Origin of the sequence: Fischerella sp. (genome assembly GCF_013388695.1) — a bacterium.
Taxonomy (GTDB): Bacteria; Cyanobacteriota; Cyanobacteriia; order Cyanobacteriales; family Nostocaceae; genus PCC9605.
Window position 1 is genome coordinate 1 of sequence record NZ_JACAEU010000122.1, and the last position, 13265, is coordinate 13265.

Annotated in this window: 10 protein-coding genes and 1 pseudogene; 6 read left to right on the forward strand and 5 right to left on the reverse strand. The window is 42.3% G+C overall.

The window, feature by feature from the left end; all coding sequences use genetic code 11:
• Window positions 1–124 precede the first annotated feature (124 nt).
• A complete protein-coding gene (locus HXY43_RS16515) occupies window positions 125–1750 on the reverse strand; it encodes a cyclic peptide export ABC transporter (protein WP_290884801.1) in 1626 nt (541 codons plus the stop codon).
• Between the two features lie 161 nt (window positions 1751–1911).
• Here HXY43_RS16515 and HXY43_RS16520 point away from each other — a divergent pair, with 161 nt between their 5' ends.
• Both HXY43_RS16520 and HXY43_RS16525 read left to right on the forward strand, forming a co-directional pair.
• Entirely contained in the window at window positions 1912–3564 is a 1653-nt protein-coding gene (locus tag HXY43_RS16520; RefSeq protein WP_290884804.1) for a B12-binding domain-containing radical SAM protein, read from the forward strand.
• A gap of 292 nt (window positions 3565–3856) precedes the next feature.
• Window positions 3857–4858 (forward strand): glycosyltransferase family 2 protein, encoded by a 1002-nt coding sequence (locus tag HXY43_RS16525; RefSeq protein WP_290884807.1) that lies wholly within the window; start codon window positions 3857–3859, stop codon window positions 4856–4858.
• 88 nt (window positions 4859–4946) lie between these two features.
• Here HXY43_RS16525 and HXY43_RS16530 read toward each other — a convergent pair whose 3' ends face one another.
• A complete protein-coding gene (locus HXY43_RS16530) occupies window positions 4947–6251 on the reverse strand; it encodes a glycosyltransferase (protein WP_290884810.1) in 1305 nt (434 codons plus the stop codon).
• A 456-nt stretch (window positions 6252–6707) separates the two neighbouring features.
• On the opposite strand from HXY43_RS16530, the gene HXY43_RS16535 reads away from it, so the two are divergent.
• Window positions 6708–7682: an NmrA/HSCARG family protein gene (locus HXY43_RS16535; protein WP_290884813.1), complete on the forward strand. Its 975-nt coding sequence runs from the start codon at window positions 6708–6710 to the stop codon at window positions 7680–7682.
• On the opposite strand, the gene HXY43_RS16540 is transcribed toward HXY43_RS16535, so the two are convergent.
• Window positions 7683–8627, reverse strand: coding sequence for a DNA polymerase III subunit delta' (locus HXY43_RS16540; RefSeq protein WP_290884816.1), 945 nt, complete (start codon window positions 8625–8627; stop codon window positions 7683–7685).
• A gap of 84 nt (window positions 8628–8711) precedes the next feature.
• Here HXY43_RS16540 and HXY43_RS16545 point away from each other — a divergent pair, with 84 nt between their 5' ends.
• Both HXY43_RS16545 and HXY43_RS16550 read left to right on the forward strand, forming a co-directional pair.
• A complete protein-coding gene (locus tag HXY43_RS16545) occupies window positions 8712–9080 on the forward strand; it encodes a cyclic nucleotide-binding domain-containing protein (protein WP_290884819.1) in 369 nt (122 codons plus the stop codon).
• A 387-nt stretch (window positions 9081–9467) separates the two neighbouring features.
• Complete coding sequence (locus HXY43_RS16550; protein ID WP_290884822.1) at window positions 9468–10202, forward strand: NB-ARC domain-containing protein; 735 nt, start codon at window positions 9468–9470, stop codon at window positions 10200–10202.
• A gap of 34 nt (window positions 10203–10236) precedes the next feature.
• Here HXY43_RS16550 and tmk read toward each other — a convergent pair whose 3' ends face one another.
• Window positions 10237–10902 (reverse strand): dTMP kinase, encoded by a 666-nt coding sequence (gene tmk / locus HXY43_RS16555; protein WP_290884825.1) that lies wholly within the window; start codon window positions 10900–10902, stop codon window positions 10237–10239.
• Window positions 10903–11394: 492 nt separating this feature from the next.
• Window positions 11395–11817 (reverse strand): annotated as a pseudogene (locus tag HXY43_RS16560) (carbonic anhydrase); the annotation flags it as partial.
• A gap of 72 nt (window positions 11818–11889) precedes the next feature.
• On the opposite strand from HXY43_RS16560, the gene HXY43_RS16565 reads away from it, so the two are divergent.
• The gene (locus tag HXY43_RS16565) at window positions 11890–13218 is read left to right on the forward strand and encodes an IS701 family transposase (RefSeq protein ID WP_290884827.1); all 1329 of its coding nucleotides are present in this window, start codon (window positions 11890–11892) and stop codon (window positions 13216–13218) included.
• Window positions 13219–13265: the final 47 nt, after the last annotated feature.

Consider the following 13265-nt stretch of genomic DNA (forward strand, 5'->3'; position numbering starts at 1 on the left):
ATTATGAAATTTTACCTGAAACAACAGAGGCTTTTATTTATGTCGCTATGATTCGTTTAATGCTCAAGCAACTTGCGTGATTAAAATCACCTATCAAGAACTTTTCAGACATCCTCTTATCGCCCTACACCCCTTTTATGTCAAATTCCACTTTACCGTATTCGAGTTTAACAATTCGGTCTGCTAGATGAAAATAGCGATCGTCGTGACTGATGACCAGCACTGTTTTGCCTTGATCTCTCAGTTTTGTTAGCAATTCTGTGTAAAAAATTTTCTTAAATGCTGGATCTTGGTCGGCTGCCCATTCATCAAATAGATAAATTGGTCGGTTTTCCAAATACGCTGTGAGTAAAGCCAGTCTTTTACGCTGTCCTTGTGAAAGAGCAGTCGTGGAAAGTTTACCATTTTTGACTTTAACTTTATGGTCTAGCTGTAAAACCTTGAGATATTCTTGGACTTTACTATCTAGACCAGAATTTTCTAATCCCCAAAGTTCATCAAATAAATAAAAGTCAGAAAATACCACAGAAAAATGCTGGCGATACCATTCACGATTTTGTTCGGTAATTAACTCTTCATCTAATCGTATTTCTCCAGCTTCAGGAATATAAAGTCCAGTAATTAACTTGGCTAAAGTTGATTTACCGCTGCCATTTCCCCCGACGATGAACACTAGTTCTTGGGGATGAAGTGTCAGGTTGATAGGGCCCAAAATAAAGTTGTTGTCTGTTTCGGCTGTATGGTAAGTGTGGGTGACATCATTGAGTTGTAAGCTGTGCCAGGAAGTCTTGACAGCAGGTGGAACTGTTGATAATTCTGCCCGACTAGCTAGAGATAAACCCAGTGACTCAATTTTTTGCAATGCAATGCTAGCTTTGCTCAAAACAGGAAGTTTGCTGATGATATTATTCATTGGCATCATCAAGTAGGTGAAGGTCAAGATATAGCCAGAAAGAGTTTGAGGTTTGACAGCAAGAATATTAGGCAGGGCAAAGATTACAAAACCCATCGCAAAAAAGAATACAAGTTGACCCCAGCTAGTAGTTGTGGCAAAAAGGGTAAAACCATCAACATTGTGACGGCGGAATGCAGTAGCAGTTGATTGCAGTTTTTTGTCTAGAAAGACTTGACGCCGCCCGTAGTGTAGCTTAAGTTCTTTGACTCCTTCAGTAATAGTACGGAAATGCTTAAACAGTATATCTTGATCTTCACGAGCCAGGGCGAGCAATTTCTTGCCTCTGTTTAACAGCCATTGGCAACTGCCAATAGCCACCACTGAAAGTCCTACAATCATCAGCAGTACTAACCAAGATAGCCATGTGATGTAGACCACACAACCTAGAACGATCGCCAGATTAATAAATAGGAAAGGCATCTGAAAAACACCATCGGCAACTGCTTGTACATCCTCTGTGAGGGTTGCCAATAGGCGGGGATTTCCTAGCTGTTCCAGATGACTCAACTCTGAGGAGAGAATCTGGCGACTCAAGCGCATCCGTAATTGCAAAACTGCGTTCTGAGATAGGCGAATCAACATCACTTGAGAAATAATGCTGGTGACGAGTGCAACTAATGCCAGCCCTGCAAAACCCCAAACTATGGTTGCCAAAGACGAACCGGGGTCACTACCCGCAGCATTGCTGATTAAAGCTATCAGACCAGCACTGCTACCACCACTGAGGAATCCAGTCACGATCGCGATCGCCACCATGCCCCAATTTGAACGCAAAAGAAAATAAATCAAATGCATGACAGTTGTTTACAAACCAATTCAGTTTGCGCTCCTAGGGGAAATTTTATATTTTACAGTTAAAAACTTCTCAGAGATCGCGGTAAGCTAGTTGCAATTACAGCTAATCGTACTAATAAATTGTCAAATTAGCTGCTCAGTTTTCTGAGGAGAATTTCGGAATGAGTGTGAATCTGAAGTCTTTGGAAAACCAAATTCCTGTAGCGGCAGATTCTGAAACCGCTCCTACTAAAAGAACGCGCTACGTTCCCTTACACCATCGACGTGTTCTCTGCATCTTTCCCAAGTACACTCGCTCTTTTGGAACTTTTCACCACGCCTACCCTCTCATGGGTAAAGTCCGGGCTTTTATGCCTCCACAAGGGATTTTGCTAGTAGCTGCCTACTTACCTCAACAGTGGGAAGTCCGGTTTGTTGATGAAAACGTGCGATCGGCAAAAAGGGCTGATTACCAATGGGCAGATGTAGTGATTGTGAGCGGGATGCACATTCAGCGATCGCAGATTAATCAAATTAATCGACTTGCCCATGCAGAAGGCAAAATTACTGTTGTCGGTGGCCCCTCTGTATCTGGTTGCCCAGAATATTATCCTGAGTTTGACATTTTACATTTGGGTGAGTTGGGAGATGCAACCGATCGCATGATCGAGTATTTGGATTGCCATACCGAACCTCCTCAACAGCAAATTCGCTTTGAAACCAAGGAACGCTTACCCCTGAGCGAGTTTCCCATCCCAGCCTATCACTTGCTGAATCTCGATCAATATTTCCTGGCAAATATTCAGTTTTCCAGTGGTTGCCCCTATCGCTGTGAGTTTTGTGATATTCCCGAACTCTATGGACGCAATCCCCGCATGAAAACACCAGAGCAAGTTCTGGCTGAACTGGATGTCATGCTCAAATGCGGTAATCCGGGAGCGGTGTACTTTGTAGATGATAACTTTGTGGGCGATCGCCGTGCCCTGATGAAGTTGCTTCCTCACCTGATTGACTGGCAAAAGCGCAATGGCTATCCCATCCAGTTTGCCTGTGAAGCAACGCTGAATCTGGCTCAAAGTCCCAAGCTTTTGGAAATGATGCGCGAAGCTTATTTTTGTACAGTTTTCTGTGGCATTGAAACCCCGGAAACTGAGGCTCTCCAAGCTATTTCCAAAACTCACAACCTGAGTATGCCGATTCTGGAAGCGGTGAAAGTTTTAAATAGCTATGGCATGGAAGTTGTATCGGGAATCATCATTGGGTTTGATACAGACACACCAGAAACCGCAGATCGAATTCTCGAATTTATTCGCCTGTCTCAAATTCCTTTATTGACAATTAACCTATTACATGCATTACCAAAAACTCCTTTGTGGCGCAGGTTAGAACAAGAAGGACGACTGGTTTTTGATGAAAATCGCGAATCGAATATCAAGTTTTTAATGCCTTACGAACAGGTAGTTGAAATGTGGCGTCGCTGTATTACAAATGCCTATGAACCAGAATTTTTATATCAGCGATTTGCCTACAACATAGAAAACACCTACCCCAATCGAATCAAGGTTCCCAATAGCCCTGCCCGCACTTCTTGGGCAAATATCCGTAAAGGTTTAACCTGTATGACCAATATTCTGCTGCGGGTAGGATTATTTAGTAATTATCGCCAGACTTTTTGGGAAATGGCGCGACCAGCACTGAAAGCAGGTAATATTGAAAACTTAATTCACGTTGGGCTTGTCGGACACCATCTAATTAAGTTTGCACAGGAGTGTGCAAGAAACGAAGAATCGGCTTCGTTCTATTCCCAAAAAATACGTAATCAAGTTCACACGTAAAAGGGACTGGGGATTGGGAATTGGGGATTGGGAATAGGGCATTGGGCATTGGGAATTGGATCTTTTCTATGCCCCTTGCCCATTGCCCCACAATCCTCGTCACTGTCTTCGCGGGGAGTGCCAAAATAGGAATTACAGGTGTTATTACCAAAACTCGGCTATCCTCTCCCTTGCAACAGCTGACGTGAAATTTTGATTGGAGGATAGCTGGACTTTGACCGCTATTTCATTTAGGCGCTGCGATCGCAGATTCAACGCCTAGATCAATTAGAGGAATGAGGTTAAGTAAGCTATGGGACAGATAAAAGCATCTACACTCAAGGAACAACTACCAAGTTTTTCCATTGTCTTAGAAACGGAAAACTTGGCCAATGCCGATCTCAATAGTCTATCTGAGTCTTTAACTTCGCTATTTAATCAAGACCTCTCGCCCATTTTTGCAAATGAGATTTTAATGATAGATAGTGGTGATGTTCCCCCAAAAAAGCTTGAGCAACTGCTTGAAAAATATCCCTGGATTAAAGTTTGCCAAGCATCATTAGGGACTGGATATTACAAAGCAAAAATGCTGGGAGCTAATTTGGCAACAGGGGACATAGTTGTCTATTGCGACTCTGATTGCATCTATGAAACAAACTGGTTAAGAAATATCCTCATCCCTTTCACTCAAAGCGATCAGATCCAAGTTGTGGCAGGAGAAACAACAACACGAGGGAAGGGGCCCTACGGTACTGCTATGGCTTTGACTTATATCTTTCCCCAATACTCCAGACAGAAAACTCTCAAACGCACCTCCCAATACTTTCTCAATAATGTTGCTTTCCGACGCGAATTTCTCCTACAATACCCCATTCCGACTGAGCTTCCCCTCTATCGAGGCAACTGCCTAATTCATGCTCACACCTTGCATTCCTATGGTTACACCATTTGGAGGCAGCCACAAGCTAGGGCAACCCACGCCCCGCCATCAGGACTATCTCACTTTTTCTGGCGTTTCTTGCTGATCGGCCACGATTACTACTGGCAGAAGCGTTTGCTGGCAAAATATCAACAGAAGTATTATGACTCTCTATCTGGCTTTCTGGGTAAGTTACGAGTTTTCTGGGATAGGATAAGTAAAATGTTTACTAATCAACCAAGCCATATTATTTACTTTCCTTTGGCAATTCCCATTGTTATTACCTCAGTGGCACTAATTTTTGTGGGTTATATCATCACCTTGTTTGAATCACGCTACTTGCTCACAGTTTATAACCAAATTTTGGGTGAATTTGAAGCTATACCAGGACAATAAGGCGACTCGTAGAACCAGAAAACCTAGACATAATGATTTCGTTGCTCTCCGCGTCGCCATGTCTTATCGTCTGTGCATCATTCTTTAGTCAACTCCACGGAGAGATGATCCCATCACCCTCCACCCGCAGATATCGTCCGCGCCAGTACACGCGCTGTCCAAACGCACCCATTAGCCAAACGATAAAACTCAGCAAGTCTCGTAACGGTATGACCCAAAGCCAACGCAGCAGTTTAGGGCAGTTGATACTAAAGATACTTACTAGGACTTGAGCATAGCGAATCACAAATGTTGTTAAGCTCAGAGCGATCGCCCATCCAGCAAACCCCGACAGCAGCAACAGGGGAATACTGTAGACAGTGCCGTAGCAAAATACCATACTGTAGTACTGCGCTCCCCGATTGTAACGGATAGTCCGCGCCCAGCGTAACTCCCGCATAAATATTTGCTTGAGACTCTCCTGACCTGTATCCCACTCTAGAACATAGGGTGATAATTCAACTTCATAGCCTGCCATTGCTGCTCTTTTGCCGAGATTATAGTCTGACCCAATTCGGTTGAGGTGCAAACTACCAAAATCAGCTAACGTTGATTTGCGGGTAGCTATGGTCACTCCTATTGCCAAGTGCAGACCTCCATCAACAATACGAGCTATCAACAGACTGGGAATAAAGTCAACGCAGCGACCCAAGGAAGCCAGGGCTGCACCCAAGTATTGAGGATCGTGCCCAACATAGGTACAGGTAACAACACCAACCTTGGCATCCCTCAAGGGAGCAGTAACGATACGAATGTAATCAGGACTTACCCGAATATCACCATCAGCAAAGACGATCACTTCATGCTGAGACTCTGCTAATAAATAACTCAGGTTGCTGTCTTTATAATTCACTCCACGTGGTTCTAAACCGACAAACAATCGTACCTGGTTGGGGAAGGTTGCAGCTAGGTTTTTTAGCAAGGAAACAGCAGGATCTTGGGGATCTGTAACCCCAAACAGCACTTCATAAGTTTGATAATTTTGCGTACACAGCGATGACCAATTTTCCCATGCTCCCTCATCTATCCCACTAACAGACAACAAGACTGATACTGGTACATCCTCAGTATTTTCACATTTTGCTGATACGCCGTCTGGGGCTAGACAAACAAAGCCTGCATTTGCAGGCTTGTTTGGAGGAGATACAGGGGAGTCATCTTCATAGATGGAATCCTCTTGTTTCCCTATGTTTACAGGATCAAAGGAGGACGCAGCTACTGGTAGATTCTGGTTATGATTAATCTGCCCTTGGGTAGATGCAAAAAACTGATGGGTACATAATGCACACGCTAGGTAAAAAACTACCGAGCCAACCATCAGCGTAATAAACGCAATTTCTAGGAAAGTAATCATTTTGAGTTACTTTTGAAATACCTTACCTACAAAAGGCAAGCTTTTCTTTATCAAGCTTCTATTTTCACTCTAGTACTCTTTTTCGGCGATCGCTTAGTTCTCGTTACCAAGTTCAACCTAGTAACGAGAGTTACCAGGTTTTAGAGGCTTTGCCTGGGAACTGTTGCATAGGCGTGCAAGACTCTCATGCACCGGGGCGCACAGCAAAGAATGAAAATCTCTTCCCCAATCCCCAATCCCCGATCCCTATTTTCAATCTCTGATAACGCAATGCCAGTGAACAGAGTTGGCACATGCTTGGTTTCCTCCTAGTTTTTCTTGCGGCATCCTCCAAATCAATGTCTACATTTTTCAACTTGTAGAATCCATAAAACTTCGTTAAATTAACAGGTGCAAGTAGTACCTTACTTTTACCAGCAATATGCCTGGTGAACCTTTATCTAAGTTTTGGAAATTATGCCTTTAGATAATGGTCAAATCAACCAAGAATTGAGTGCCTTAGATTCTCCTAAAAAAACAGGGGCGAATATCGGGAAAGTGTTGCTCATTGGGGTTACTGGCGGCACAGGTGCGAATGTGGTCAAGGGATTTGTGGAACAAGGAGTTACCAATCTGCGTGCAATCACCAGGAAAATTGACCTTAACCGCCCTTCTTTAGCAAAGATGAGCGATGCAGGAGTTGAGCTGGTGGAAGCTAATTTAGATGATGAAGACTCTCTCGCACCAGCTTTTGCAGATATTTCGGCTGTTTACTGTCACGCCACCAGCGCCGACGCGGCTAAGCCCGATCCGCGAGAGATCGAAAGAGCAAAGCGAGTTGCCCAAGCTGCGAAGAAAGCTAATATCAAACATTTCGTATATAATTCCGCAGGAGGAGCAGACAGGAATTCCAGAATCAGTCACATTGAGCAGAAATATAAAGTAGAACAGGTTCTGAAAGAGGCTGGCTTACCGACAACGATGTTGCGGGCCTGCTTGTTTATGGAGGAGTTTTGGAAGCAGTATACGCGACCGTCCATCCTCAAAGGAGTCTTTCCATTTTCCATTCAGCCGAACAAGCCTATCCATCTGATTACGACTAAGGATATGGGTCGAGTAGCAGCTGACGTGATGAAAAATGATTCTAAGTACATCGGTCAAGAAATAGAACTTGCTGGTGATGTGCTGACTCCAAAACAAATGGCAGAGGAATTTTCTAAAGTGCAGGGAATGACCGTTGTCCACAAAGAAGTACCCTCGTGGATTTTCTTACTGCTTTTGAGAAAAGAACTGTTCGATTTGATTCAATGGTATCGTAACAAAGGTTATCAAGCTGATGTTCAGCGCTTGCGGGAAGAAGAGTTTCCTGGTCTTTTGACCACATTTAGTGAATTTTTGGCAGAAACCAACTGGGCAAATTCAGGACTCACCTACGAGAGTTTAAATTTTTAACTATTGACACAACTGAATAAATGTGCATTCCCAAACTAGGCGCGGCTGGGCGTAGCAAAGCAGGGATTTACGAGCTTGTTCTAATTGTTTGATGACATCGGGTTGATACCACTGCTGCCAGTAGGACTGTTGAAGATAATCGACTAACCACAGTTGCGCCTCAGTATCTAAAGCTTTATCAATATCTCTGGCTAATTCCAAAGCTTGACGGTAGTTTTTTGGGGCGTTGGTTACTGCTTGGAGTAGTTGAGGGGGAATCGCTTGCAGTTGTTGATAAGAAGCGATCGCCTCACCAGGGCTACCAGCGGCGATGCTCAATATCGCTGGATGTTGCAAAATTTCCTGATGATCCGTACGTGTTAATATTTCAGCCATTGCGGCTGTATCTAAGCGATAAAAGGGAATGCGTTGGCAGCGCGACACCAATGTTGGCAGAATGGATTCTGAGGAAGGGGCAATTAAAATCAGTGTCGCCTGTCCGGGTTCTTCTAAAGTTTTTAATAACGCATTAGCAGCCGCTTCTGCCATAGTTTCTGCCCCCTCCACTACTACTACATGCCTTGGTGCTTCCAAAGGTGGACGGCCCAGAAACTCGGTAATCTCGCGAATTTGCTCTAGGCGGATTACGGGTGGTGCTTTACGCTTGAGCCCTTTCTCTGCTGCTTCAGTAGCTGTGAGGCGTTGTCCTTGATGCTGGTAGGTTGGCTGTACCCACAACACATCAGGATGGTTGCCTTTTTGGAGTTTGGTACGGATGATAGGAATAGCTGCGGATGGAGTATTGGTAAATAATAACTCCATAAAGCACCGTGCTGCTAAACTCCGCCCAATACCATCAGGCCCCACAAATAAATACGCTGGGGCAACTCGGTTTTGTTTGACAGCTTGAGTCAGTAATTCTACTGCTTGCGGCTGTCCGAGCAGTTGGGCAAATGGGTCAGTCATAATTTCAGGTATAGCAGTTTAACTGAAAATTTGCTTCGCAGCATAAGCTTTAATTTACGATTAACACGCAGGAGTGACATAGTTATGTTATCAGCCGCCGAAACCGTTAGAATTTACAAAAACCAGCCAGAAATGACCTTTTATGCCGGTCAAGTCATATTTGAACAAGGTCAGAAAGGGGACTGTATGTATGGTATCTTGATGGGAGAAGTAGAGTTGCACGTTGATGGTAAAGTAGTTGAAACCATCGAGGCTGGCGATGTTTTTGGTGAAGGAGCTTTGGTTCATCCAGATAGAAACAGAGCATCTACTGCGATCGCCAAAACTGACTGCATACTTGCATCTATGAACAAAGAGCGTTTCCTCTTTGCTGTGCAAGAAACTCCTATGTTTGCGCTCAAAGTAATGCAGAGTTTCTCAGCACGGCTGCGGCGTTTAAAGCAACTTGGATAAATTTGTTCATCAGCCAATACGGATCGGTTAGTGGTACTCGGTTGCGGAAAATACCCCAACACCCGTACAAAAGAGCAAGGCTGTTTCATTGTCTGGAGGAAAAATTAATCTCTTCTCACCCAGACAATATTTGTTTAACTAACCACAAAGGACGCAAAGGACACAAAGAATTTAAGAGATTGGTAAGGTGATTGTTTTTCCTTTTTAGAATGAATCAGCCCTGCTTACAAAAGGGGGCTTAATTCCCTACTTTTTAAGGAGGGTTAGGGAGGATCAAGCTTTATCACCAAACGTATTTGGCTATATTTATCTTTAATTGGATGAAGCAGATTTCTCAGTTTTTTGGCTTGTCTTCCTGCTGTTGAGGAACCAAAGTTCTGACTAAAGTTGCGATCGCTACAATTACACGACAAGCTGAAATATTGCTGGCAGAATTGGCGATCGGGCGAAGCTTTGTTAGTGTTTGATGATGTTACAGATTACGCCCAACAGGTTAAACCTTATTTACCTCCTGATTTACCCCGGTTTAAAGTGTTGTTGACAACTCGCTTCAGTTTTGACAGCACCTTAAAGCAACTACCCCTGAATGTTCTCAAACCATTGGCGGCGATGAAATTATTAAAATCGCTGGTTGGGAGGGAACGGTTAAATCAGGAAGCTTGGATTGCCAGAAAAATTTGTAAATTCTTGGGATATTTGCCTTTGGCGTTAGAGTTAATCGGGCGATATTTGGATAAACAGCCGGATTTGTCTTTAGAGAAACTGCTGAAGCGGCTAGAGAGAAAGCGGTTGGAACACGAAGCAGTCGCCAAAGCCAATCCATTGATGCGGTATGAATACGGTGTAGCAGAGGCTATCGAATTAAGTTGGGAACAGTTGGATGAAAATGCCCAAGAAGTAGGCTGTTATCTCAGTTTATATGCCTTAGCTGACATTCCCTTATTTGTTGAAAATATAGAAGATGATGAAGAACAAGAAAGTTTAGAAAGAGCTTTAGCTACTTTGTCATTTAAGTTCACAACCTCAACGTCCAAGCTTAAAACCTCGTCATCCAAGCTCAAAGGCTCAAAAACGCGATCGCTCAATACACAATCTTTGGAGATCCCCCATTATCCCCCTTAAAAAGGGGGACTTTGAAGTAAATTTTCCCCCCTTTTTAAGGGGGGCTAGGGGGGATCATTGGCTTATATCCCCACTCTCCCAATTTTGAGAGCAAAATTTTCTGAATCGCCTGTTGCACAGCACCTGGATTAGCGCTAGCATCTACGCGCACGATTCGTTCTGGGTAAGATGCAGCTAATTGTACATATCCTTGCTGGATGCGACGATGAAAGGCGATCGCTTCTTGCTCAATACGATCCGCAATATCGCCGCTACGTCGTTTCCGGGTTAGTCCCACCTCGACATCAACATCCAGCCAGAAGGTAATATCACTTTCTAATCCATCGGTGGCAATGGCGTTGAGTTCGTGGATTAAACTCATATCTAGACCGCGACCGTAACCTTGGTAAGCAATGGTAGAGTCGGTATAGCGATCGCACAATATTATTTTTCCTGCTGCTAGATTTGGTCTGAGTTCTTGTTGCACGTGTTGCGATCGGTCAGCAGCATACAATAATAGCTCTGTTCTGTCAGCAATGGGCTTGGCTGGTGATTTATCTAATAACAAGCGCCTCAAATGCAAGCCTAACTCTGTTCCTCCAGGTTCGCGAGTAACTAATATGGAGATGCCAAGGCTTTGCAACCATTCACCACATAATTGTATCTGGGTTGTTTTGCCGCAACCTTCCACTCCTTCAAATACAATTAATTTGCCATTCATTGTGCTGCAACCGATTTTTACTGACGTGCTTTATTAGGCTAGCAGGAATGTTATTCAATTAGAGCTAGAGGCTCTAATTCTCGTTACTAGGTTGAACCCGGTAACGAGGGTTTGTATGCTCAGCCTCCCAGCTTTTGTCAAGCTATAGTTGCCAATGTGATTGTTCTTTTTCTGAGCATAATGGTGCTGGACTAACAACGCTTGTGCTACGCAATTATTTTTGCTAAATGTAGTATATACTTGCATAAAAGAGTAGCGATCGCCTACCACATTTGGCATGACCTAGAACCGTTATCAGCAGCAGAAAAAATGCTTATTTATTTTCTGGAATATACCAAAATAAGCTATGACAAACAAACTAATTTACTATAGAAGAAAATTATGACTAACTGCGAAATCTTCCTATCATATGCTGACTTAGAATTCTTAATTCGTAATTCGTAACAGGTAATAATTGCATCCTACGTACGAATTACGAATTCTCAATTACGGTTAAACAACGGATACTTTACCAGTATCCAAATCGTAACGCGCACCAACAATTTTGAGTTTGTCTTGACGCACAAGTTTAGTCAAAATAGTAGAGCTTTCCTGCAATTTTTGCGCCTGATATTGAATGTTAGCAATGACCGCATTATCCTGTAGATTATTTGTAGTAGATTTGACTTTCTCTACAGCTGGTTTGATGCCTTCAACAATCAAGCTCATTCTGCCAGATATAGGTTCATCTTGAAGCGCTTCAGCTACTGCACCGCATCTTCTATGACCCAAAACTACAATCAACTGAGAACCCAACGTTGCTGTCGCATATTCTAAACTGCCTATAGCCGTGTCACATACAACATTACCAGCGACTCGCACCACAAACAAATCCCCCAGCCCCTGATCGAAAACCATTTCAGCGGGTACTCTAGCCCTCTTCTGTCACTTTCCGGGTATTCTGAATAAAAGAATCAAAAGAAAAAACTCTGGAAGGTAAGCAGGGCAATGGATGTAGAATTACAAATCCTGAAGCATTTGGCGAGAGATGCTCACCCAACAGTTGCCATCATAGATGAATATTGTGCAGAGTATAAAGACTTATTTAAAGAAGTAAGAAATTATGAGTGCTTCAAATATTTACACTTAGGAATAATATCAACGATAAAAAGAAAATCATTACCAGAAATAGCAAAAGTAGTAAGTATAAACTCTGCCCAGTCATTACATCATTTTATAGCCTATTCAGACTGGTCAGTAAATGAATTAAAAATCCGAAGATTAAATAAAATCAAGAGAAGATTAAATGGTCGAGCAATTACGCTAGTAATAGATGAAACCGGAGATAGGAAAAAAGGTAAGAAGACTGATTATGTGGCTAGACAATATTTGGGAAGCGTGGGGAAAATAGATAATGGGATAGTTTCAGTCAATGCTTATGGAATTTACTCCAATATAAATTTTCCATTACTTGTAAAAGTATTTAAACCAAAAGGAACATTAAAGGAGTCAGATAAATATAAAACTAAAATAGAGTTAGCATCAGAAATTATTACAGAGTTAATTGAATCAGGGTTTAATATTGAATTAGTACTGGCTGATAGCTTATATGGCGAAAGTAGCCAATTTATTAGGAAAATAGCTGAATATAACTTACCTTACGTTGTGTCAATTAGAAGTAATCATGGAGTCTGGTTGCCAGCAGGGCAGAGCGTTAGGGCGAATAAATGGTGTAAGTTTGAGAGAACATTTAGCAATCAAAAATCAGAGACTAGATACATTAGGGAAATAATTTATGGTAAAAAAAGAGCCATAACCTACTGGGAAATAACTACTGACCCAGAAACTATGCCAGAAAATTCTACTTCTTTCGTAATGACAAATCTTCAAGGTAATCTCAAGAAAACTTTAGGAGATTTATATGGATTAAGGACATGGGTAGAATATGGTTTTCGACAGTGTAAACAAGAATTGGGTTGGACAGATTATCGTTTTACTAATTTCCAGCATATTGAGAGGTGGTGGGAAATTATTTTTTGTGTTTACACAATGATTAGTTTAAATTCTCCAGCATTTATATGCTTAAATCAATCTCCTAAAATTGAGGCTGAGGTACAGGAAGATAGTTCAGTTGATTTTTCTAATCATAAACAATGGAACCATGAATGCGGATGGAAGAATACTTTAAATAATCTGCGTCTAATTATCCAACCACTCTTACTTTTTTGGATAATTTATCCTTGGCTAGATATTTTTCCCAATTCACATTTATTGCTGGGATTCAATCATTTAATTGCTGCAATGAATCAATTTAAACCTTGTTATGCTTCTGGATAATTTAACTTATTTTCTACTAGCTAACTCCGGAAAGTGACAGAAGAGGG